General features: G+C 39.0%; 22 protein-coding genes. 12 read left to right on the forward strand and 10 right to left on the reverse strand.

Features of this window, described 5'->3' with window-relative positions; all coding sequences use genetic code 11:
* Window position 1 precedes the first annotated feature (1 nt).
* Window positions 2-514 (reverse strand): DinB family protein, encoded by a 513-nt coding sequence (locus G3I01_RS01430; RefSeq protein ID WP_219550477.1) that lies wholly within the window; start codon window positions 512-514, stop codon window positions 2-4.
* Between the two features lie 102 nt (window positions 515-616).
* Between G3I01_RS01430 and G3I01_RS01435 the strand changes: the two genes are divergently transcribed.
* The 3 genes from G3I01_RS01435 to G3I01_RS01445 are packed head-to-tail and all read left to right on the forward strand — an operon-like array spanning window position 617 to window position 3132.
* Window positions 617-2422: an SLC13 family permease gene (locus tag G3I01_RS01435; protein ID WP_219550479.1), complete on the forward strand. Its 1806-nt coding sequence runs from the start codon at window positions 617-619 to the stop codon at window positions 2420-2422.
* A gap of 2 nt (window positions 2423-2424) precedes the next feature.
* Window positions 2425-2766, forward strand: a complete 342-nt coding sequence (locus tag G3I01_RS01440; RefSeq protein WP_219550480.1) for a DUF202 domain-containing protein — start codon at window positions 2425-2427, stop codon at window positions 2764-2766.
* A 15-nt stretch (window positions 2767-2781) separates the two neighbouring features.
* Entirely contained in the window at window positions 2782-3132 is a 351-nt protein-coding gene (locus G3I01_RS01445; protein ID WP_257710675.1) for a DUF6122 family protein, read from the forward strand.
* Here the strand turns inward: G3I01_RS01445 and G3I01_RS01450 are convergent.
* Complete coding sequence (locus G3I01_RS01450; protein WP_219550481.1) at window positions 3129-4082, reverse strand: DUF302 domain-containing protein; 954 nt, start codon at window positions 4080-4082, stop codon at window positions 3129-3131. The genes G3I01_RS01445 and G3I01_RS01450 overlap by 4 nt on opposite strands.
* Window positions 4083-4262: 180 nt before the next feature.
* Between G3I01_RS01450 and G3I01_RS01455 the strand changes: the two genes are divergently transcribed.
* The gene (locus G3I01_RS01455; RefSeq protein WP_219550482.1) at window positions 4263-4877 is read left to right on the forward strand and encodes a deoxynucleoside kinase; all 615 of its coding nucleotides are present in this window, start codon (window positions 4263-4265) and stop codon (window positions 4875-4877) included.
* A 12-nt stretch (window positions 4878-4889) separates the two neighbouring features.
* Window positions 4890-5558: a sterol desaturase family protein gene (locus G3I01_RS01460; RefSeq protein ID WP_219550483.1), complete on the forward strand. Its 669-nt coding sequence runs from the start codon at window positions 4890-4892 to the stop codon at window positions 5556-5558.
* A gap of 68 nt (window positions 5559-5626) precedes the next feature.
* Here G3I01_RS01460 and G3I01_RS01465 read toward each other — a convergent pair whose 3' ends face one another.
* The 4 genes from G3I01_RS01465 to G3I01_RS01480 all read right to left on the reverse strand — a co-directional run bounded on the left by G3I01_RS01465 (window position 5627) and on the right by G3I01_RS01480 (window position 10187).
* Entirely contained in the window at window positions 5627-6664 is a 1038-nt protein-coding gene (locus G3I01_RS01465; RefSeq protein ID WP_219550484.1) for a phosphatase domain-containing protein, read from the reverse strand.
* Window positions 6665-6746: 82 nt separating this feature from the next.
* A complete protein-coding gene (gene ligD, locus G3I01_RS01470) occupies window positions 6747-9158 on the reverse strand; it encodes a DNA ligase D (protein WP_219550485.1) in 2412 nt (803 codons plus the stop codon).
* Between the two features lie 2 nt (window positions 9159-9160).
* On the reverse strand, window positions 9161-9937 hold the full coding sequence (locus tag G3I01_RS01475) for a Ku protein (RefSeq protein WP_219550486.1): 777 nt from the start codon (window positions 9935-9937) through the stop codon (window positions 9161-9163).
* Window position 9938: 1 nt separating this feature from the next.
* Window positions 9939-10187 (reverse strand): Rho termination factor N-terminal domain-containing protein, encoded by a 249-nt coding sequence (locus G3I01_RS01480; protein ID WP_219550487.1) that lies wholly within the window; start codon window positions 10185-10187, stop codon window positions 9939-9941.
* A 321-nt stretch (window positions 10188-10508) separates the two neighbouring features.
* Here G3I01_RS01480 and G3I01_RS01485 point away from each other — a divergent pair, with 321 nt between their 5' ends.
* Complete coding sequence (locus G3I01_RS01485) at window positions 10509-10976, forward strand: hypothetical protein (RefSeq protein WP_219550488.1); 468 nt, start codon at window positions 10509-10511, stop codon at window positions 10974-10976.
* A gap of 51 nt (window positions 10977-11027) precedes the next feature.
* Here the strand turns inward: G3I01_RS01485 and G3I01_RS01490 are convergent, their stop codons facing one another.
* The 4 genes from G3I01_RS01490 to G3I01_RS01505 all read right to left on the reverse strand — a co-directional run bounded on the left by G3I01_RS01490 (window position 11028) and on the right by G3I01_RS01505 (window position 17686).
* A complete protein-coding gene (locus tag G3I01_RS01490) occupies window positions 11028-13442 on the reverse strand; it encodes a sodium-translocating pyrophosphatase (RefSeq protein WP_219550489.1) in 2415 nt (804 codons plus the stop codon).
* 133 nt (window positions 13443-13575) lie between these two features.
* Window positions 13576-14088: an inorganic diphosphatase gene (locus tag G3I01_RS01495; protein WP_108170287.1), complete on the reverse strand. Its 513-nt coding sequence runs from the start codon at window positions 14086-14088 to the stop codon at window positions 13576-13578.
* A gap of 68 nt (window positions 14089-14156) precedes the next feature.
* Window positions 14157-16649, reverse strand: coding sequence for a DUF5686 and carboxypeptidase-like regulatory domain-containing protein (locus G3I01_RS01500; RefSeq protein ID WP_219550490.1), 2493 nt, complete (start codon window positions 16647-16649; stop codon window positions 14157-14159).
* 59 nt (window positions 16650-16708) lie between these two features.
* Window positions 16709-17686, reverse strand: a complete 978-nt coding sequence (locus G3I01_RS01505; RefSeq protein ID WP_219550492.1) for a pyruvate dehydrogenase complex E1 component subunit beta — start codon at window positions 17684-17686, stop codon at window positions 16709-16711.
* Window positions 17687-17993: 307 nt separating this feature from the next.
* Here G3I01_RS01505 and G3I01_RS01510 point away from each other — a divergent pair, with 307 nt between their 5' ends.
* The 6 genes from G3I01_RS01510 to G3I01_RS01535 all read left to right on the forward strand — a co-directional run bounded on the left by G3I01_RS01510 (window position 17994) and on the right by G3I01_RS01535 (window position 24247).
* Window positions 17994-18740 carry an electron transfer flavoprotein subunit beta/FixA family protein gene (locus tag G3I01_RS01510; protein ID WP_219550494.1) on the forward strand — a complete coding sequence of 249 codons (747 nt, stop codon included), beginning with the start codon at window positions 17994-17996 and terminating at the stop codon, window positions 18738-18740.
* Window positions 18741-18794: 54 nt separating this feature from the next.
* Complete coding sequence (locus G3I01_RS01515) at window positions 18795-19763, forward strand: electron transfer flavoprotein subunit alpha/FixB family protein (RefSeq protein ID WP_219550496.1); 969 nt, start codon at window positions 18795-18797, stop codon at window positions 19761-19763.
* Between the two features lie 84 nt (window positions 19764-19847).
* A complete protein-coding gene (locus G3I01_RS01520; RefSeq protein ID WP_219550498.1) occupies window positions 19848-20471 on the forward strand; it encodes a bifunctional nuclease family protein in 624 nt (207 codons plus the stop codon).
* 6 nt (window positions 20472-20477) lie between these two features.
* The gene (locus G3I01_RS01525) at window positions 20478-22184 is read left to right on the forward strand and encodes a nucleoside transporter C-terminal domain-containing protein (RefSeq protein ID WP_219550500.1); all 1707 of its coding nucleotides are present in this window, start codon (window positions 20478-20480) and stop codon (window positions 22182-22184) included.
* 138 nt (window positions 22185-22322) lie between these two features.
* Complete coding sequence (locus G3I01_RS01530; RefSeq protein ID WP_219550503.1) at window positions 22323-23294, forward strand: YihY/virulence factor BrkB family protein; 972 nt, start codon at window positions 22323-22325, stop codon at window positions 23292-23294.
* Between the two features lie 128 nt (window positions 23295-23422).
* Window positions 23423-24247 carry a thymidylate synthase gene (locus G3I01_RS01535; RefSeq protein ID WP_219550505.1) on the forward strand — a complete coding sequence of 275 codons (825 nt, stop codon included), beginning with the start codon at window positions 23423-23425 and terminating at the stop codon, window positions 24245-24247.
* Window positions 24248-24266 lie beyond the last annotated feature (19 nt).

Consider the following 24266-nt stretch of genomic DNA (forward strand, 5'->3'; position numbering starts at 1 on the left):
TTTATCCCGCTTTAACTACAGATATGGTTACCAGCATCTGGCCAATATGCCTTTGGGAATGTTCCGCGGCATGAAATAAAACACCTATTAAAGTAGATTCAATCTTTTTTCTACCAATTTCAACCTTTCTTGTTAGGTCCTCATTCTGCAAAACCTTAAGATATTCTATTGCTTCATCTATAGAATTGTTCAGATTTTCAAGAAGGACAGAAAGGCTTAGATCATGATCAGGAATACCCTCCCTTTTTAAATAATTCAACTGCTCATCATCTAATTGATGTCCCTTAGCATAGGTGATAAGTCGGTTGGTAACACCGGTAATATGCTGAAGATGGAAACCCACCGAAGCTCTCCCTGCCGGTTTTTCCCAAAGAAGGTGAGATGGAAAATCCTCAAGATAGATCGATGCTTCTTCCTTTGTTTGAAGCAGAGCGTGTGCTGCCGGCTGAAGCAGGTCTGGAACTCCATCTATTTTTCCCCTCAACCAGTTTTCCAATCTTTTGTCCTTATTCATTTCAACCGTTTATTTTACTGAATTTTAGTTTTTTATATCAATAAATAAAAGAAATACTATCTTTAATTAAGCCAAAATATAAACTAACCAACAGGTTGCCAAATGGAATTGTATCTCACGGTTGCGATCATCATCATAGGAATCATTCTGTTCGTGCGCGATTATTTTTCCATAGATACCACTTCTATTGTTATAATGGCGTTGTTTATTGTATCTGGAGTATTAAGTCCCGAAGAAGGTTTTTCCGGATTTAACCATCCCGCTACGATCACTCTTGGTTGTATGTTCGTAGTAAGTGCGGCAGTCTTTAAATCTGGTATAATTGATGGGCTGAGTGCTAAATTGATAAAAATTGCCAAGATCAATTATTTTCTCGCGCTGGTATCTTTAAGCACCACGGCCGCAGTTCTATCAGCATTTATAAACGATTCTGCGGTAGTCGCCATTCTTATCCCCGTCGCACTTCTGGTATGCCGGGAAGCAAATATAAGTCCGGCTAGATTACTTATTCCGATTTCATTTTCGGCTCTTTTTGGAGGAACCTGTACTTTGATTGGTACTTCCACGAACATCCTTGTAAGTAGTTATGCTGAAAAACTTGGATCTGAAGCTTTCGGAATGTTCGAATTTTCATTTGCTGCCTTATGCCTGTTAAGTATCGGGATGGCCTATATTTTCATCATGGGGCCAATTCTATTACCAAAACGGGGATTGCCTGAAGATGCTGGTTTTAAGAAAGAGGCCGAAAAATATATGGCAGAAATCGAATTGCATAAAGAGTATGATGATGTAGACAGGTCCATTTCAGAATCTAAACTTGTGAATGACTATAAGGTTCAGATACTCCGGATTAAAAGAAAACATTACCGGGTCTATGAAATTAACGGGGAAACTGTATTAAGGGAAAACGATCTCGTAAGGATCCTTGTTGATCCCGTGAACCTTGCTAAATTAAAAGTAAAAAAAGGATTATCGATAAGGGGAGAAAAGGAGAATGTTGGTGATTCAAAACCGAATGATAAAATTGATCCCAAAACTACCCCACTAAACGAAGAAAAAAAGATCTATGAGGTCATGATCCCTTATGGATCTGAAATTGCAGGAAGATCTATTAAGCAACTGAATTTCAGAAGTACATATTACGCCTCGGTTCTGGCAATTAGACATCGAAAAGAAACCATTACCGAAGATGTGTCTCACGTGGTCCTGAAGGAAGGAGATATGATGTTGCTTTTTGCTTCAGAAAAAGCCATTTCCCTTCTAACTTCTGAAAAACTGATCGTTACTCTTTCTGAATATCAGGGACGCCAGGTAGATTATAAAAAAGCGATTCCCGCTCTGCTAATTGTTATTGGGGTTGTGAGTGCCGCCGCATTTAACCTTACCTCCATCCTTATAAGTGCTATGATTGGTAGTCTTTTACTGGTGACCTTAACCATTTTGAAACCCCAGGAAGCGTACGAAGCAATAGAATGGAAGGTCATATTTATGATCGCAGGGGTACTCTCCATGGGTAAGGCCCTGGAAAAGACTGGGGGTTCAGACATCATTTCGCAATATATTTATGATTCACTCGGAGGGCTTGATCCTCGCTGGACGTTAAGTTTAATATTCCTTTTCACCTTTTTATCGACGAATGTCCTCTCCAGCAAGGCTGCCGCGGCCTTAATGACCCCTATTGTCATAAGTCTTGCTGCCGCCATGCAGGTTAGCGAAAAGCCATTTTTAATTGGGGTAATGTTCGCCTGCTCTCTAACTTTTATGACTCCGGTAAGTTATCCTGTGAATACAATGGTGTACGCACCGGGAAATTATAGGTTCAGAGATTTCTTAAAGTTCGGCACACCCCTTAACTTTATCATCTGGATCGCAGCATCTTTTGTGATCCCAATATTTTTTCCTTTTTGAATATGAGAAGAGTAAAACTCCACAACCCGTTTAAAACAAGAATAATAGATGAAAAGCTCGTTCGGGAGCATCTGGCTTTGGAAAGAACAAAACTGGCAAATGAAAGAACTTTACTTTCTTACATACGTGCATCTATCTATCTTTTAATTAGCGGACTGGCATTATTACAGATCAAAGAATATCAGGGAATAAGCCTTATGTGGGTTGGTTATCTATCTTTACTCATCTGTGTACTATTTCTCATCGTAGGTTTTTCGAGGTATATTGCACTGGAAAGAAAACTGAATAAACTCTTACAGCCAGATGATGATTCAGATGAAAACAGGGAAAATCAAAGACAATAAAAACCTCGATCCTACTTGCAGCAAATAGTTCATTATTCTCTTCATTTTATGGCCATTGGCCTTATTGCTTATTTATATGATAAGAAAAACTGGCTGAAATACTGGGCTATTCTCGCATTAACTATGCTGGTAGACCTGGACCATTTAGTAGCTGTACCCATGTTTGATCCCGATCGCTGCAGTATTGGTTTTCATCCGCTACATTCAGAAATTGCCATTACCGGTTATGTACTGGGAATGATCTTCATCAAACATAAAATACTACGGTTGATCTGCATTGGCCTATTCTTCCATATGTTCACAGATTTAGTAGATTGTATCTGGACCTATGCTAAATGTGCCACCTGTCTCCAGGATATATTTTAATTGCCAGTAGCAGCATTGGCCAGTTTAGACAATGCCCCAGCGATCTTTTCCAGAATTTCTTCCTTGTTTTCTAAGGAGTGCCTTTTTGCTATGTAAAAAGGATCGTTGTAAGAGACGAAAACCTTTCCTTCAGAATTTTCCCAAACCAATATTTTCTGCGGAAGGTCAAGAGCGATACCTGGCTGTTCCTGCATAAGCGGTGTGCCTAATTCTGGATTACCGAAAATGATGATCCTGGTAGGATGCAGTTCCATCCCCACTCTATTCGCATTCTGCTGGTGATCCAGTTCAGCCATTATATGTATTCCAGGATTTACCATAATCGCATTTTTCAAATTGGCATAAGTTTCTTCAAAACTTCGGGTACTTTCTAAGGTTACAACACCCTCTTTATAATTCACCTTCATTTTTTCGGGCTGCTGAACTACATTTTGCGCAGCCTCACTAACCAGGCTTTCCAGGGCATTTGAAATTTTATCTAAAGTTGGAACTCCTTCCAGAGAGTAGCGCGATCTCAAATAATCGATATTATTAAAGAGCAGCATATTCTGCTTTTTAGAATTCTGGAAGAACAATATTTTCTGAGGTAGATCTAAACCTGCAAGCTGATTTTTCTGCATCAACGGAGTTCCAAGTTTTGGGTTACCGAAGAATATTATTTTGCTATAATCTAGCTTTTCGCCTATAGATTTGGCATTCTCTGCGTGATCAATTTCTGCAATAATACCTATACCCCCGTTATTTTTCAATTTCTGCTTCAGGTGATCATAGGCTTGAGGAAGATCAACTTTAGAAAAGGCATAGTTGACGCCAGGAGATGAATCAGCTTGCATTTGAACCTCCTTGTCACCCTGAATTTGGTCGAAATTAGTATCAGTTCTTTCAGATCCAGTTTGAGAATAGGATACACATACAAAGATGATCGCTACTAAAAGGAGAATTTTTTTCATAATGGCTGATTGTATCAATAATTTAAACTTATAATAAATTCATTATCAATTAATTAATAATTTTTAACTCTTATTTGTTAAGCAGCTTAAAAAATTATTGACACAGAAGAGGCTATCACTCCCATTTTAATTCAATTATTTTATCTTTACACTCCTTAATTCAGCCTAAGAAATCAAATTATGCATGTAGCCATCGCCGGGAATATTGGTGCAGGAAAAACCACGCTTACCAAATTGCTCGCTAAACATTATAAATGGGAACCACAGTTTGAAGATGTACTTGAGAATCCCTATCTCGAGGACTTCTACAACAAAATGGAGCGCTGGTCGTTTAACCTACAGATCTATTTTTTAAATAGCAGGTTCAGACAAATATTGCAAATTAGAGAAAGCGGCAAAAAGATCATTCAGGATAGAACGATCTATGAAGATGCCTACATTTTTGCACCAAACCTTCATGCGATGGGTTTGATGACAAACAGGGATTTTGAGAATTATAAATCACTTTTCGATCTCATGGAAAGTGTGGTGCAGGGACCAGACCTTCTTATTTATCTTAGAAGTAGTATCCCAAACCTGGTGGCTCAAATTCACAGCCGCGGTAGAGATTATGAAAACACGATCTCCATCGATTATTTAAGCCGACTAAATGAGCGTTATGAAGCCTGGGTGCATAATTATGACAAGGGCAATTTACTGATAATTGATGTAGATAATATTAACTTTGTAGACAATCCTGAAGACCTTGGAGATATCATCAACCGGATCGATGGAGAGTTACACGGACTTTTTTAACAGAATTATATTATGGAATCAACAAAGCTAAAAAGACCTAAGCATAAGGGTTCTCCAAAGTTGTTCGACAACCCAATCTTAGAAAAATTAACTCATACCCATATATCTATTCCGCTAATTATCTTCGGAATCATTGCTACTGCTTTGGTCTATTACGGAATAATTGAAAAAGGATTTGAGGCTCCGGCCATGATAGGTTTATTTCTGGCAGGTCTTTTCTTCTTTACTTTAATTGAGTATGTGATGCACAGGTATCTATACCATATCCCTGCAACCACTCCGAGAAAACAGAAATTATCATACACCATGCACGGGGTACATCATGATTATCCAAAAGATAAATCGAGACTGGCAATGCCACCGGTTCTTAGCCTGGTAATTTCTACGGTGTTATTTATCATTTACCGCGCGGTACTTGGAGATTATGTTTTTGGATTCCTTGCAGGATTTTTAATTGGATATGCAGGGTATCTTGCGGTACACTATTCTGTACATGCTTTTAAAGTGCCGAACAATTTTCTGAAAATATTATGGCACCATCACAGTATTCACCATTACAGAGAGCCGGACAGAGCTTTTGGAGTGTCTTCACCTCTATGGGACCATATCTTCGGAACTATGCCGAGAAAAGCACCTAAGAGTCAGCGTGCTGCGGTAGGAACAAGCATTGATCCCAGCTAAGATCTAAGATCATACATAAAATAAAAGATCCCGGAAATACCGGGATCTTTTATTTTAAACTGTTTTTATTATTTAATGAAATTATTCTCCCTGGCGTGTTTTAAGGCTTCACTAGAATTCTCTGCTAGTAATACTGGAACGGTATCAAAATTATCGATCAGGCTTCGCACCCGGTCCATACGTTTCTTATGCTTTACACTTCTTAGATAGATCGCAAGTATCCTGTCTGAATATTGGGCCGCAATATCTGTATATATACTTGCGTCATGTTCACCACTATCACCAATAAGAATGAATTTCATATCTGGATAGGTATTAAGAATATTGGTGATCTCTTTTTGTTTATGTGGCTTTTCAGGTTTTAGCGAGCGGTCAAAAGGAGTTACAAAATCGCGTAGCAAAATTGGCCCTTTTGGGAAGCCATTATGATCAAGGAATAATTTCAAATATTCATATAAATTCCAAGGACTGTTACTCAGGTAAAATATAGGATTTTTTGATTCTCCTGTTATCCCCTCATGCATTTTTTGATACAGACCTGGAGCACCTTTGAACGGAATTCTTTCATAAGCATTGGTAAGCAACGAATTCTTCAGCAATCGTAATTTCAAAAATGAGGTAACGCCAGTTTGCAGGATAGTATCATCTATATCGCTTATCACCCCATATTCAGCATCTACCGGCGGCACTAGGAATTCACCCTCGGCTGGATGATTTATTAATTCGGTTTTAGCAGAAAGTTCTTCTTTATAATAAACCTGGTAATTTAACCAGCCTTCCTTGTCTGCATGTTCAGAAAGGTTTTCTTCTATGGTCTTATCAAAAAGAAAGTAACCCTCGTCGTTAGTGATACCGTTAAGATCTACTTTATCTTTTACGATCAATTGCATTTTCGCATCAGGAATCTCAAAACTGTCAAATTGTTTCCAGGTGTTCTTTATCGTTTTCCAGATAGACTGATCTTTTACAATATGCAGAGGTTCATTGTCCAGAACCCGACCTTTTACATATAAATGAGAATAAGTACCATAACTTCTATATGGCAGCACGTAAACCTGATCCAGATTCTTGTATCTGCCTAAAAATTTCTTGAAACGTTTTTGCATTAAGGTTGGTGGTTTCTTCCAATTTAGGTTTTATTCTGAAAACCCTTAATTTCAGGGCGAAGATTTATAAAACATTTAATATCTAGAGCTCATTCAGCCTATTCAGGGCAGCTTCCATATCAATTCCATCACCAAGTATCCTCTCAAAAATATCTCCCTTCTGCTCTAACCTTTCCGGCATGTTTCTAAGATTAAAATCTGTGATCTTCAAGCCTGATTTTAACTCCTCCCATTCGATGGGTGCAGAAACAGGAGCACCTTTCCTGGGTCTCACACAATAAGGAGCAGCTAAAGTCTGCCCACGTCTGTTCTGTAGATAATCAAGATAAATTTTACCCTTCCGGTTGTTCACCGCGCGTTCCATGCTGGTAAGCTTTTTTGTTCTTTCCTGAATAAAGTAGCAGATAAGTTTAGTGAAATCCCGAGCTTCTTCATAAGTATACTTGGCGTCAAGAGGTATATAGATATGAAGTCCTGTAGAACCTGAAGTTTTACAACAAGAATCAATTGCAGCGGAATCAAGTATTTCCCGGGCAATTAAAGCTACGTCTATCACTTCATCAAATGAATTCTTATCTGAAGGGTCCAGGTCTATGACCGCATAATCAGGATTTTCCAGATTGCCAATTCTAGAATTCCAGGGATTAATCTCTATACAACCTAAATTTGCCATATACAAAAGGCTGGCCTCATTCTGGCATAGAAGATATTCGATATTCTTATCTGAGGATTTTGAGTAGATCCTGGTTGTTTTAATCCACTTTTCCAGAAGTCCTTCATTATCCTTCTGGTAGAATCCCTGGCGTTTAATGCCATTAGGATGTCGATGCAGATTCTCGGGTCTGTCTTTAAGATAAGGTAGAATATATTCTGAAATCTTTAGATAGTAATCTATCAGATCATACTTGCGTAAACCTGAATCTGGCCAGTATATTTTATCGAGGTTAGTAAAATTTACCAGATTACCATTGATTTCCAAGGCATTGGAAGATCTTTTATCGGGCAGATTTTTCTCCGTTTTGTTCTGCTCTACTGTAATTTCCGTCGCTATCTTATCTTCCCTAAGACCTTTATAAACAGGATGACGCATTCTGCCTGCCTTAGTCCATTCAGAAAAAATGATCTCACAGATCAACTCAGGTAATATCCAGTTCGCTTTTCTTCCTTTTAAATTCGGATCTTTAGAGAATGGACTTTTCACCGTTTTAAGCTCCTTCATTTTTTTATGAAGTTCTTTCTGCTGACTATTAGAAAAGCCAGTACCACAATTTCCAACATAGGTAAGCTTGCCATCCTTTTCTGCACCGAGAATTAAGGATCCAAAAATGGAGCCTTCAGAATCTGTATATCCACAGATTAGAGCTTCCATACTTTCATGCGCCTTTACTTTCAACCATTTTTCAGACCGGGAACCTGGGTTATACGTAGAATCTGCTTTTTTCGCAATTACACCTTCCATTCCAGCTTCAACAGCCTTGTTATAGAAAGCTGTTCCCATTCCTTCTATGTGATCGCAATATTCTGTGATCACAGTATCTTCAAGAACTTCAGGAATCAGACTTTTTCTTTCCAAAAGCGGAAGTTCCAGCATACTATGACCATTAAGGTAGAGCATATCGAACACATAGAATTTAAGACTACCTTTAGTTGAAGAATCATAATTTTGAAGTTCCTGGAACAATGGCAACCCCTTTTTATCCAATACTACAACCTCCCCATCCAGGATCACATCGTGAGGAATTAATTCCAGATCTTTCACCAGATTGGGGAATTTGGAATTATAAGAGATACCGTTTCTGGAACGAATTGAAACCTCAGAGTTTTCAATATTGGCGATCATCCTGTACCCGTCCCATTTCAACTCAAAGATCCAACCGGGATCATTAAAGATCTTTTTTTTTATGGTTGCAAGCATAGGTTTTACGGTAGCTCGGGGATTTAATTCCCTAACCCTGGCTTCTGTATTAGATTTCGTAGAACCTTTGTAAAATTCTGCATCATAGTTAAGATCTGTAGAATAGGAATCTTTTTTCTTTATGAGTAACCACTGATTTTCTTCCTTTCCCCTTTTTGTATGAACTAAGGCAAATTCTCCTTTTAATTTTGTTCCGGAGAAAATAACTTTGATATTTCCCTCTTCATGCTGTTTCATCAATTCCTTATCCACAGCAGTTTTGTAGGTACCCTCATCCCAGATCTTCATTTCACCGGCGCCGTAATTTCCCTTAGGAATAGTCCCTTGAAAACTTAAATATTTAATAGGGTGATCCTCGGTTTGTATTGCCAACCGTTTATCTGTAGGATTCATGGACGGCCCTTTGGGTACCGCCCAGCTTTTTAAAACACCGTCCATCTCCAGGCGAAGATCATAATGCAGTCTGCTCGCTTTGTGCCTTTGAATAACGAATCGACCCTTATTTTCGTTATTGATTTCGCCAGAAGGTTCAGGAGTATCCTCAAAATTTCTTTTCTTGATGTAATCTTCGAGTCCCATTATCAGGAAGCTTTACCTTTTTTCTTTTTCTCCAGGCTGGCCTTCAGTTGAGACATAAGATCTTTTGCTGGGGTAGGTTTACTTTCAAACTCCTCCACCTTAGCTTTTTTACCGGTTGCTTTGGAATTAATGATCTTCATTAATTGATCATTATAAATGTCCTTGTACTTCTTAAAATCGAAGTCGGTCGTGTATTGATCAATAAGGGAAACAGCCATATCCACTTCTTTCTTTGTAACCTTTGTTTTAGATAATTTGAGATCGCCTGGATCTCTGATCTCATCCGCAAATCTTATCACATGTAAGACCAGGGCATTTTTATAAACTCCAACAAGACTTAAGTGCTCCTTTTGCCGCATAACAAATGTGGCTACACCAAGTTTTTCAGTTTTTTTTAGAGCATCACGTAAGAGATTATAAGATTTCTTTCCATCCTTTTGAGGTTCCAGGAAATAAGGCTTTTTAAAAAGAACATCGGCAACTGCCTCCTCATCAATAAATTCTTCTATATCGATGGTTTTACTCTTCTTCATATTGGCCTTTTCAAAATCCTCTTTCTCCAGGACTACATAACCATCTTCCTGTTTAAAGCCTTTTACAATATCTTTCCATTCTACTTCCTTACCGGTATCTTCATTAACTCTTTTATACCTTATTCGGCCGGTATCGCGCCTGTCTAACATATCCAGGTCGAGTTTTCTGTCTTCAGAACCTGAGTAAAGTTTTACTGGTATAGAAACCAGTCCGAAACTTATTGAGCCATTCCAGATCGATCTCATCCTAATGGTTTCTAAGGGCCTTGATAAGTTGCTCTTTGGTCATTTCGCTTCTCCCTTCGATCCCGATTTCCTTAGCCTTTTCATATAATTCTTCCTTGGTTCTATTTTCATATTTCTTAGAACTCCCTCCTTTTTCTCCGGAATTTGAATCATTGGCAATTCTGGCTGCCTTTTCCTTACTCATACCTTTATCCCGTAATTCTTCGTATTGCTCGTCATTCTTGATCTGTGGTCCGTGATCTTTTGCCATGATGCTAATATTTATTGGTTACCTACTAAAATTACGATTTCGGTTATGATCCTAAAAAGTGAGAAATGTGATTAACTAGAGTTTAACGCAGAATTTTAACACCCTTAAACATTTTTTAAGAAAATGTGAAAATTAGAGCTCTTCAAAATCCACATATTTCTTGAGGTCGGAAAAATTAAAGTCTACCAGCAATTTTCAAAAATGTAAAATTTAGTTAATAAGGTTAAATCACTAGCGAAAAAACACCTCGAAAACTACATTTACTAAGTAACTAAATTCTGGAAAAATATAAGAAAAAATCAATTCGTTGGAGGAAGAGCTATGCACAGATTGGAGAAGAAAAAGACAATTGAGTTACTGGAAAAGCAACGGGTATTCAATAAAAAAAGCACTTATTTATATAAGATCGCAGCAGATAAAGAAAAGCGCCTGGTGCTTAGGAACTTTTATTACCAATTGTATAAACAAAAATTGAATTTTCTAGATGAGATCGAGGATAAGATCGAACAAATCAAAAGAGAAATTTCACCTACCAAAGATCCTCAAATGCTTTCTTTTTATAAAAGAAAGAAGTGTGAATTATCTAAGCATTTTTTAAAATATAAAATGTTTCAGAGATACGCCGATATACATGAGCGAGAATCCAAGAGTCTACAAAAGTATACCAAATACCTGTCTAAGACCAGCCATGCTTGTGTAAGAGAAATATTTTTAAAGCATCGGTACCAGGTCAAGGAAAACCTGAAAAAAATGAATAACATGACTCTTACCAAATTTCCTATCGCATAAAAAAACCTCTGCTTTCAAGGCAGAGGTTTTAATTATTTCAACAATAGAGAATTATTTAATTTCTTTCACTTTACTTCTTACTTCAGCTTCTGTGCCTTCAAATTCAAAGGTTTCTGTAAGTTCTTCACCCTTCACAGTTCTTGTCACCACAACATAAGCTGTCACGTAGTCGTCTTCAGACTTCTTCTCCATTTTCACTTCTTTGGAAATCAAATTTGAATCTGTCCCTTCAGAAACCATCACTGTTTCATCCAGGTTAGGAATATCTCCTTCAGTATGACCTCCCAGAATTGGAGCGATCACAAGACCAATAAGACAGGTAAGTTTTATTAGAATATTCATTGATGGCCCTGAAGTATCTTTAAAAGGATCTCCAACGGTATCACCGGTAACCGCGGCTTTATGCGCATCAGATCCTTTATAGGTCATCTCACCGTTGATCATTACACCTGCCTCAAAAGATTTTTTGGCATTGTCCCAGGCACCACCAGCATTATTCTGAAAAATCGCCCATAGGACACCGCTAACGGTCACTCCAGCCATATATCCACCAAGCATTTCAGCAATTAGCATATTCTCGTAACCGAACAACATTGGTAGAAAAGCGATCAAAATTGGGAACCCAATAGTGATAACTCCAGGTAATAACATTTCCTTCAGCGCGGCTTCCGTAGAAATAGCCACACATTTATCGTATTCCGGTTTACCGGTTCCTTCCATAATTCCTGGAATTTCCTTGAATTGTCGTCTTACCTCACGCACCATTTGCATGGCTGCTTTCCCTACCGAGCTCATGGCAAGAGCAGAAAAAACTACCGGCACCATTCCTCCCACAAATAGCATGGCAAGTACAGGCGCTTTGAAAATATTGATCCCATCTATCCCGGTAAAGGTCACATAAGCTGCGAATAAAGCCAGCGAGGTAAGCGCAGCCGAAGCGATAGCGAAACCTTTTCCGGTTGCCGCGGTTGTATTACCTACAGAATCCAGAATATCTGTACGCTCTCTTACAATTGGGTCTTGCTCGCTCATTTCTGCGATTCCTCCAGCGTTATCTGCAATAGGACCAAAAGCATCGATCGCCAATTGCATTGCAGTAGTTGCCATCATAGCCGAAGCCGCCAAAGCAACTCCATAAAATCCTGCAAAGGCATAAGATGCCCAGATCGCAATGGCAAATAATAAAATTGAATAAAATGTTGAGATCATCCCGGTAGAAAGCCCGGCGATTATATTGGTTGCAGCCCCTGTGCTGGAGTTCTGTACAATGCTCATGACGGGTTTTTTACCAAGCCCAGTATAATATTCAGTCACTGCAGAAATTACTCCTCCTACGATAATACCAACAAGAGAAGCGTAAAATACGTTTAATGAACTTATAGTTTTCATTTCGAAACCTTCCTGTCCACCAACAAAGAATCCCATAGTCATGGAATTAGCGGGTAACATCCAGGTCACTAAAAAGTAACTTGCGATAGCCACTAGGATAATGGAAACCCAGTTCCCAATATTCAAAGCTTTCTGAACCTCAGCTTCCTTAGCGTCATTAGATTTAATCCTTACCAATAAGGTTCCTATAATAGAAATTATGATCCCGGCACCGGCAATAGCCATTGGTAAAAGGATAGGCCCAATACCTCCAAAACCTTCTGAAGTTATATCTCCACCCATGTCTTTGATGATATAATTTCCAAGAACCATGGCGGCAAGAACGGTCGCTACGTAACTACCGAAAAGGTCGGCTCCCATCCCAGCTACATCACCAACGTTATCTCCCACGTTATCTGCGATTGTTGCAGGGTTTCTTGGATCGTCTTCCGGGATACCAGCTTCAACTTTTCCAACTAGATCGGCTCCTACATCTGCCGCTTTTGTATAGATCCCTCCGCCTACCCGGGCAAATAATGCTATAGATTCAGCACCTAAGGAGAATCCCGCAAGAGTTTCAAGAACAATGGTCATTTGTTCTGTATTGGTCCATTCTCCTCCCATGAAATAATTAAAGAATAGAATAAAAAATCCGGTTAGACCTAAAACAGCCAGACCAGCAACTCCAAGTCCCATAACGGTTCCTCCTCCAAAAGACACATTTAAGGCTTTTGGCAAACTGGTTTTAGCAGCCTGTGTGGTTCTAACATTGGTCTGGGTAGCAATCTTCATCCCCATATTTCCTGCAAGGGCCGAGAAAAAGGCTCCAAAAATAAATGCTACGATTATTAAATAGTGGGTAGTGGGGACAAAATAAGCGATGGCAGCCAATGCGATACTAGCGCCTATCACGAAAAGAGTCAATAATTTATATTCTGCTTTTAAAAAGGCGAGAGCACCTTCATAGATATGAGACGAAATCTCTTTCATTTTACCGTCACCGGCGTCCTGTTTCATTACCCAGGATCTTTTGACCCACATATAAATGAGTCCGATTATTGCCAGCACTGCAGGCATATAAATCATTATTGCTTCCATATTTTAGCTAGGTTAATTTGTTAATTATTTATTAATGCCAGCTAATGTAGTAAATTCAGCAATAATTAAAAAAGCAATAACTTTTTAAGGTTATTGCTTTTAATATATCAATATTTATAAGAAATATTTAGGATTATATACCGAAGCGAGATTTATCACCTTCATAATTCTCAAATCGCTCTACACATTGTCTAATGATCTCTCTTGCTTCATTAGCATCTCCAAAATCACCAGTATCAACTTTTTTCTTCTCAAGATCCTTATAAACTTTAAAGAAATGCTCGATCTCCTTGATCATGTGGCCATTCAGTTCTTTAAGGTCATTCAATCTGTTCCAGATAGGATCTGAAACCGGTACACAGATGATCTTCTCATCCGGTCCTTTTTCATCTGCCATATGGAAAACACCTATTGGTTTAACCTCCATAACAATCCCCGGGAAAGTAGGCTCAGTCACCAGTACAAGTACATCAAGCGGATCTTCATCCAGGGCTAAAGTATTGGGAATAAACCCATAATCTGCAGGATACATCATCGAAGAGAAGATCATCCTGTCGTAACGAACTTTTTTCAGTTCAAAATCGTATTCATATTTGTTTCTACTCCCTTTCGGGATCTCGATCAATACATCAAAAGTATCAGACATTTTTCTTTATTTTCTTCATTAAAATTAAGGGCTGCAAATATAGTTATTTCTGATATCTAAATCATTAACTAAAAGTGAAATCCGAAATCAATTGTAAAAGCCATGGATCTGGCATCGGGATTATCGAAATAATTACCTCTAAAATGAACATCAAATCTCAGAACCTTAAAGATGTTACCAATCCCGAAACTATATTCATAGAAGGGGTCTGAATCTGGAGCTATCAGCGGTAAACCAGAGGCATCTATCCTTTTGCTTTCTTCTGAAATATCACCATAGACTGCCCTGAAACCAATTAACTCTCTCAGGTTCAATTCACGCAAAAGCGGAATTCTTGAAAATAATCTTCCGTTAAAATTATGATCCAGATGGACAGCCGCGTAGCCATCGGTCACAAATTCATAGAAATCAAGGGTTGGAAAGGTATTATATAAAGCGAAATAGGTCTGGTTACCCGGAACCACACTCAGCAGTCCAAGAGGAACAGCACCAAATGTCTTTCCAGCTTCCAAACTAACGTTTGATCTACCAAACCCACCAATTAGCAACGGTTGATTATAGAAAAACTGAAGTTTCTTATAATCAAAATCGCTATTAAAAATATCCTTGACCCCAAGACTGTAGTTAAGGAACAAGGTTGGAAAATCCTCTTCGTTCACCACGTTCCTTTCCACCCCAAAACCTGAAACCTTTCTTCCCGGCATCCAGGTTAGGATAGTTGAAAATTCTGTTTGGTTGATCTCAGAATCGATTATCGTTCTTTCTTCATCAACATAATAATCGAGGCTGAATTCTGGCGACGCCGGTTTTAATTCCCTGTAATTCGCACCAAACCTTACAGTGAAATTCTTAAGTGGTTCCAGTTCTACGGCAAAAACACTTAGATTGATCGAGCTTAGTTTATCGTTATCTCCAACATTTAGAAGTGAGGAGGATGCAAGGCTTCTACCAAGCACGTCTGTTGAATTGGTTAGACTGGTACCAAGCTGTTCTACATCACGCCTGTTCCCTCCTCCAATGATCAATCTCGACTTTGGATCCAGCAGAACCTTTCCTGCAATCCCATATTTAAATTTATTATCTTCAAAGCCATAGGCTCCATAAGCCTCTATTCTCCATGGATCATTCTGCCCAAAATAAGTTCTTCCTCCAAACCTGGTTCGCACGCCTTCCACATCATTAAATCCGAAAGTAGAATAAACAGGCCCGTAATCCCAGCCATCAAATTCAACATAACCCGACTGGATCACCGTAGCGATATCGTATAGCCTGTTAAAAGCCCTCGTCTTGGTAAGACTATCCAGCATCACATAAACTCCTTCTTCGTCCTTGTTCAACTCTTCAAGTCGATTCTCTGCCCAGAATTCTTCGCTCCTGTTATAAGCTACAGATTGTGGATTATAAACCGGTTGCTGATAAAAGGATGCCGGTTTCTCCTGATTGAATTCATATTCGTCATATAACAGAGTTCTTTTGGCATAGATCCCACGGGAACTTTTCTTTTTGTTCAAACCAAAATCGGCCATAAAAAAGTCTTTGGTGATCAGAAAAATGGAATCACTTAAAACCTTAAAATCCTGCTCAATATAAACCTGTTTGATCCAGTTGATATTTACATCCTTTGTGGTCTCAAGATTAATATTCTTCACAGCCCAGGTAGTATCGTTCACCCAGAAATCCCCCTTAAAGGTGAGCTCATTTTCGCGACGCGGGTAGTAGACTATATTATAACACCATTTATTATCGATATAAGCACTATCAGACAATACATAATTATAGGTGTCGATTCCCGTAGTGGAAATTGGACTTACAAAACTCTTATCGAAAAATTTGATATAGTTCTTGTAGATATCATAATCGTCATAGATATCCTTTACGTAATCTATGAGATTCCTGTTCTGGCTAAATCCGGAATTCTTATTCCCTAATAAAACCTCTTTTTTTTCATTAATGACGTTGTCACCATAAACTTCACTTACCGATTCATTGATAAACATCGGCAGATAGGTCTTTCCGGTTACCTTATTGGTATCGGCATAATCAAAGATGAACTCCATACCATTGAAAATCCTGCTTTCAATAAGCGTACTATCTATGGTATTAATATCGAATTCAAGTTTTTCATACTCCTTATATGAATATTGATCGAAGGCTCTTACCCCATTACTCCTTCTGTTAGCCCAGACCTTCTTAAGAATATCTATTGCCGGATTATTCTTTTTTGAAGTTTTACCCCGATAGATCACCACTTCATCCAGGCTGGCAGCTTCCTCCTCCAGGGTGATCTTCATATTTAAATTAACTGAACTTTTCAATGGAACCTCTAAGGTCTTGTAACCTATAAAAGACACTACAATAGTATCAAAGTTCTGATCGGTTTGAAGATAGAATTCTCCATCCTCGTTGGTAGTGGTACCGCTACTTGAATTTGCAAATACCACATTGGCAAATGGGACGGTTTTCCCGGAGCTATCATTCACGATACCACCAACCTTGGTTTGAGCATTTACAAGGTTAAATCCGAAAAATATAAAAAGTATTAAATATGAAAGTTTGTTCATTATTGGATAAAAAAAAACTTCATCCTAAAGATGAAGTTTCAAATATAGGTTGATTAAGGTTACTTATACATTACCTTTTTCACAGCTTTAACAACATCGTCGCTATTAGGCAACCACTCCTGTAAAAGACCTGGTGAATATGGAGCCGGAGTATCGGCAGTATTAAGCTTCACGATCGGAGCATCTAAATAATCAAATGCCTTCGATTGAACCTGATATGTAATTTCTGTAGCAACGTTACCAAATGGCCATGCTTCTTCAAGAATCACTAAGCGATTGGTTTTCTTAACAGACTCAAGAATGGTATCATGATCCATAGGACGAACTGTTCTAAGATCAATAATTTCACAAGAGATATCCTCTTTTTCCAGTTCTTCAGCAGCCTTATAGGCTTCTTTTATGATCTTCCCAAAAGATACGATAGTTACATCTGTACCTTCTCTCTTGATATCAGCCTTACCAATTTCAATTAGATATTCATCTTCCGGCACTTCTCCTTTATCCCCATACATCTGCTCACTTTCCATGAAGATCACCGGATCGTCGTCACGAATTGCCGATTTTAAAAGGCCTTTAGCATCATAAGGATTAGAAGGAACAATTACCTTTAGTCCGGGAGTGTTAGCAAACCAGCTTTCAAAAGCCTGAGAGTGCGTTGCCCCTAACTGACCCGCTGAACCTGTTGGCCCACGAAAAACAATTGGAATATTGAATTGCCCACCGCTCATCTGTCTCATCTTAGCGGCGTTATTTATGATCTGGTCAATTCCAACAAGAGAAAAGTTGAAGGTCATGAACTCGATGATAGGCCTGTTACCATTCATCGCAGATCCAACTCCAATACCTGCAAAACCAAGCTCGGAAATAGGAGTATCTATTACTCTTTCAGGACCAAATTCGTCTAGCATTCCTTTTGAAGCTTTATAAGCTCCATTATATTCAGCAACTTCTTCTCCCATTAAATAGATGCTGTCGTCCAGACGCATTTCCTCGCTCATCGCTTCTGCAACGGCTTCTCTAAATTGAATTGTCCTCATTATATAAAATCTTATTTTTTATTCCTGCACAGCAAAAATAGTAATTCATTAAGGTATATACCATATTTGAAGATTAAAATTTTCGCTTCTTCTGCAATATCTTAAACTCTGAAAACGCTATTAACAATATTCTCAATTTTTGACAGATAATTATGAACGATAAAAGATTATATGGATGAAACATTAAATATTACTTAAAATTCAACCCAATTTTTTAATCAAATTTATTATGCATGCATAGCATTTTTCAGATAAAAATACTTACCTTCGTCTCCGAAAACGTTTTATTAAAAAAATAAACTTATATATGAAAATCTTAGTATGTATTAGTCACGTGCCTGACACTACATCAAAAATCAATTTCACTGATGGAGATACTAAATTCGACACTAACGGTGTTCAGTTTGTAATTAATCCAAACGATGAATTTGGTTTAACGAGGGCAATGTGGTTCAAGGAAAAACAAGGCGCGAGTGTAGATGTTGTAAATGTTGGAGGAGCTGAAACCGAGCCTACTCTAAGAAAAGCTCTGGCTATTGGTGCAGATAGCGCAATTCGCGTGAATACTCCAGCTACAGACGGTTACCAGGTGGCTAAAGAATTAGCTAAAGTGGTAAAAGATGGTGAGTATGATTTAGTGATCGCTGGAAGAGAATCTATCGATTATAACGGAGGAATGGTACCAGGAATGTTAGCTCAATTGATCAAAGCTAATTTCGTGAACAACTGTATCAGTTTAGAGATCGAAGGAGAAAAAGCTAAAGCAATTCGTGAGATTGACGGTGGTAAAGAAACTTTAACCGCTTCCCTTCCACTGGTTATTGGTGGTCAAAAAGGTCTTGTAGAAGAAAGCGATCTTCGTATCCCTAATATGAGAGGTATCATGCAGGCTCGTAAAAAACCATTGAACGTGGTTGAACCGGCAGAAACCGCTACCAAGACAGAGGCTGTAAAATTTGAAAAACCTGCTCCAAAAGGAGATGTAAAACTTATTGACCCAGATAATCTTGACGAATTGATCGATCTGCTTCACAACGAAGCCAAAGCGATCTAATTTCAAGACAGATAAGGTCAAAAAGGAATTTCAAAAATTAAAAAACAGAAGAAAATGTCAGTTTTAGTATATATAGAATCAGAAGAAGGAAAATTTAAAAAAGCTTCTTACGAAGTTGCTTCTTATGCGAAGGAAGTTGCAGGAATGATGGGAACATCGGTTACTGCGATCACTTTTAATGCAGAAGACGTTTCAGAACTTGGTACTTATGGAGTAGACAAGGTTCTAAAAGTAAGCAACGAGAAACTTAAGAATTTCAACGCAGAAGCATATTCTGATGCCATCAAACAGGCAGCAGAGAAAGAAGGAAGCAAAGTTGTTGTTCTTAGCCAGAGCGCGAATAGTAAATATCTTGCGCCATTATTGGCGGTACAACTTGAAGCAGGTTATGCTTCTAATGTGGTAGCAGTACCAGAAAGTACAGATCCTTTTACAGTTCAAAGAACTGCTTTCACCAATAAAGCTTTCAATTTCACAAAGATCGATACAGATGTGAAGGTAATTGGACTTTCTAAGAATGCCTTCGGCATCAAGGAAGTTCAGGGAGATGCTGCAGCTGAAGATTTTAGCCCAAGCCTATCTGAAGAGGATTTCTCTGTAAACGTTGAATCTGTTGATAAAGCTACTAATAAGGTAACTATCGCAGATGCAGAAGTTGTTGTTTCCGGAGGTCGTGGACTTAAAGGTCCAGAAAACTGGGGAATGATCGAAGAAATGGCAGATATCCTTGGTGCGGCAACTGCATGCTCTAAGCCAGTGAGTGATATGGGATGGAGACCTCACAGTGAACACGTGGGCCAGACCGGTAAACCGGTAGCTTCAAACTTATATATCGCTGTTGGAATTTCAGGAGCTATCCAGCATTTAGCAGGAATTAACGCTGCTAAAACCAAAGTTGTGATCAACAATGATCCGGAAGCGCCATTCTTTAAGGCCGCAGATTACGGAATTGTTGGTGATGCCTTTGAGGTGGTACCGAAGCTAAATGAAAAATTGAAGGAATTTAAAGAGAAAAACGCATAATTTTCATAAATTGCGACCCATAAAGGGGCTGTCTAAATATGGTGAATGTCCTTATTTTAGACAGCCTTTTTAATTTACTTAAGTATGAGTTTAGTGCGACTGAATATTAAGGGAATATCTTATAGTCAAACACAAAACGGAGCTTACGCATTGATCCTCAACGAAGTTGGGGGCGAGCGTAAATTGCCTATTGTGATAGGGGCATTTGAGGCACAATCAATTGCCATCGCTCTGGAAAAAGAAATAAAACCCCCAAGACCGCTTACCCACGACCTTTTCAAGAACTTTTCAGATAGGTTTGAGATCGTGGTGAAACAGGTCATCATTCATAAACTGGTTGATGGTGTTTTTTACTCCAGCCTTATTTGCGAAAGGGACGGGATTGAAGAAATTATTGACGCGCGTACCAGTGATGCTATTGCGTTGGCCTTAAGATTTAACGCACCAATATTCACCTATAAAAACATTCTTGATAAAGCTGGAATTTATTTGAAGGCTGATGAAAAGCAGCGTGAAAAGGAAGGGAAGGAAGAAGAGATCATCGAAGAAGAACTTCTGAATGAAGAAATAGATCTACCTTCAGAAGGCACTTCAGATTACAAGAAAATGTCTCTGGAAGAATTAAATGAACTACTCTCTCAAGCTGTTAATCAGGAAGATTACGAAAAAGCGGCCCGTATCAGGGACGAAATTTCCAAAAGAAAATAACCCGAAATGAACAAAATCTGGTGTTGCCTACTCCTGATTGTATTTTCTATTACATCAGCCTCCGCTCAAACTATTTCAAAGAACTGGCAACTCGACTCCACTCAGGATGTTTCCTTGCAGGAACAGACTTTTGGAAACGCCAAAGAGTTAAATTTCAAGGAAGGAAGATTTGAATTTTTAGACGCCTCCGGCAACGATACTATTGCCTCTGGAGACTACTTATATCAGAATAAACTTCTGGTATTATTCTATAACACTCCTAAAGATACCATTCAAAACCTTAGGGTTTCTGCTCTTACAGATTCCACTATGGCGATTTCCTCTAATGGTTCGGTTTTCAATTTAAAAGCTACAGATCAATCTGCAAAAGAGGTAATTCCGGCGAAAACTGCCAAAAAAATGATCCCAAGTGCAGGGATAAGCACTTCAAGCCTGATTCGTGGAATAATTGGAATGATGGTTCTAATCATCATCGCTTTTCTTTTTAGCAGTAACCGAAAGGCAGTTAACTGGAAGACCGTTGGCCTGGGCCTAGCCGCACAATTGATCCTAGCTATTGGAGTTTTAAAGATCACTGTGGTTCAGAAGGTTTTCGAATTTGTTGGAAATATTTTCGTTCTAATCCTGGACTTTACCGCTGCAGGTAGTGAATTCCTGCTTGGCGGGATGATGGATGTGGACAGTTTTGGATTTATTTTCCTTTTTCAGGTATTACCAACCATCATTTTCTTTTCTGCATTAACCTCTGTCCTTTTCTATCTTGGCGTGATCCAGATCGTAGTAAAAGGAATGGCGTGGATACTCACAAAATTACTCGGGATCTCGGGCCCTGAAAGTTTAAGCGTTGCAGGTAATATTTTCCTTGGACAAACCGAAGCTCCATTAATGATCAAAGCTTACCTGGAAAGGATGACAAGGTCTGAAATCCTTCTGGTTATGGTTGGAGGTATGGCCACTGTAGCCGGTGGTGTGCTCGCTGCTTACATTGGATTTCTTGGAGGCGATGACCCTGCATTAAGACTGCAATTTGCGAAGCACCTTCTTGCCGCATCTGTAATGGCTGCTCCCGGGGCGATCGTAATTTCAAAAATTTTATATCCGCAACAGGAAGCTGTGAACACAGATGTGGAAGTTTCCTCGGAAAAGATAGGTTCTAATATCCTTGATGCAATCGCGAATGGAACCACTGAAGGTTTGAAACTTGCGGCTAACGTGGCGGCTATGCTCCTGGTATTTATCGCTTTCATTGCCATGATCAATTATATCCTTGGATATATTGGCGGACTAACCACATTGAATAGCGTAATGGCCGAGTATACACCCTATTCCAAATTCTCCCTTGAATCTATTCTGGGAATCATTTTCGCGCCATTGATGTGGGTTATTGGAGTCGCCAAAGAAGACATGATGCTCATGGGACAACTACTGGGAATTAAACTGGCAGCGAGTGAGTTCGTAGGCTACGTGCAGCTGGCAGACCTTAAAAACCCAGCTAATGCGCTAAGTCTTAATTACGAGAAATCGGTGATCATGGCAACCTACATGCTTTGTGGATTTGCAAATTTCGCTTCCATAGGTATTCAGATTGGTGGAATTGGATCACTGGCACCAGGGCAGAGAAAAACCCTTTCTGAATTTGGGATGAAAGCTTTAATTGGTGGTACTTTAGCATCGTTACTTTCAGCTACCATCGCCGGTATGATCATTGGATAAAAACTGAAGTCAGCCTAAGTTTTTAGAAAACTTTCTAATTTGATTTTCTTTAAGGTAATAGATAAGCTCTAAATTGCTCCTTAGCTTTTTCCAGACTGAAAAAGTAGAGCATAGCAGATGTTTATTATATTTTAAAGAATGAACAACAACAATAAAAAGACAGTTTACCGTGGTGAAGAGGCTCAATGGCCTCACCAGATCCCATTAAAGGGATGGATAGATATCGGTAAACGGGTGTGGCACGAAATGAAGGTGGATCATGTCCAGATCGTTTCTGCAGGAGTCGCTTTTTATTTTTTTCTCTCTATTTTTCCAACCATAGTTGCTGCTATTTCTATCTACAGCCTGGTTCTGGATCCTTCTCAAATAGAAGCACAGATATCAAGATTGGATCTCATCATGCCTCCAAAAGCTTTTGGAATGATCTCAGATATACTGGATCCAGTGATTCAACAAACAAGAAAAGAGATCGGTTGGGGCTTGATAATAAGTATCCTAATTAGTATCTGGAGTGCGAACAAAGGAACTAATGCTTTATTTCAAGGAGTGAATATCGCCTATGATCAACCGGAAAACAGGAATATTGTTAAAAAGAACCTTATTACTTTATTGTTCACATTAGGAGGATTGGTCTTGGGACTTATTAGTCTGTTAATCGTGATCTTCTTCCCGTTACTGATAGATAAAATTGGCTTTCCCACGCAAATTGAAAAGACACTTACCTGGTTTCGCTGGGTAATTTTAGGGCTTATACTAATTTCAACTTTAAGTATGGTGTATAAGATAGCTCCAAACCGAAGAAGCCCAAGGTTCAGGTGGGTTAGCTGGGGAGCGATCCTGGGAACCATTTTATGGTTGGCGGGATCTATGCTATTCTCGTGGTATGTGGGCAACTTTGGAAGTTATGATGACCTATACGGCAGTTTTGCTGCTGTGGCCATTCTTATGCTTTGGCTCTTTTTAACCGCCTTTATCGTGTTAATGGGTGCCGAAATAAATTCAGAAATGGAACATCAAACCAGGTACGACACCACGATAGGACAGGAAAAACCTATGGGTGAACGCAATGCTTATCATGCTGACCGCTGTGCCGTAGATTGCGATGACTGATCCTTTTCGTTGATACAAAGTTGATAACTATTCCCGATTCAGTTTAAAATAAGACCTCAAATTTTACCTGTTTTGTTATTTTTATTGGAATTAAAATTGAAGCAATTCCAGTTTAAAAGTGCCCGAAAATGAAACAGTATCACGACCTTCTTAAACATGTATTAGAAAACGGAGCCCAAAAAGGCGACCGTACGGGAACCGGCACTAAGAGTGTCTTCGGCTACCAGATGCGGTTTGACCTCAGCAAAGGTTTCCCCATGGTGACCACAAAAAAACTACATCTAAAGTCTATAATTTACGAATTGCTTTGGTTTCTTAAAGGTGATACCAATATTGAGTATCTTAAAGAAAACGGTGTGCGCATCTGGAACGAGTGGGCAGATGAAAATGGCGACCTGGGACCGGTATACGGCCACCAATGGAGAAACTGGAATAGTGAAGAAATAGACCAGATCAAAGAGATCATGGAAACCTTAAAAACCAACCCGAACAGCAGAAGAATGCTAGTTTCTGCATGGAATCCTTCAGTGTTACCAGACACCTCGGTTTCATTTTCAGAAAATGTTGCCAATGGTAAAGCGGCTCTTCCTCCCTGCCATGCCTTTTTTCAGTTCTATGTAGCAGATGGTAAATTATCCTGCCAGCTATACCAGCGAAGTGCCGATATTTTCCTTGGAGTGCCTTTTAATATCGCCTCCTACGCCTTACTTACCATGATGATGGCCCAGGTATGTGGCTATGAAGCCGGAGATTTTATTCACACCCTTGGTGATGCGCATATTTACAGCAATCACATGGAGCAGGTAGAACTTCAGTTAAGCAGGGAACCGAGACGACTTCCAACCATGAAGTTGAATCCAGAGATCAAAGATATTTTTGATTTTAAGTTTGAAGATTTTATTTTAGAGGATTATGATCCGTATCCGGGGATTAAAGCCCGTGTTGCGGTATAGTTTAACCTTTAAAATATTT

It is taken from the genome of Gramella sp. MT6 (genome assembly GCF_019357415.1).
In the GTDB taxonomy this organism is placed as follows: Bacteria; Bacteroidota; Bacteroidia; order Flavobacteriales; family Flavobacteriaceae; genus Christiangramia.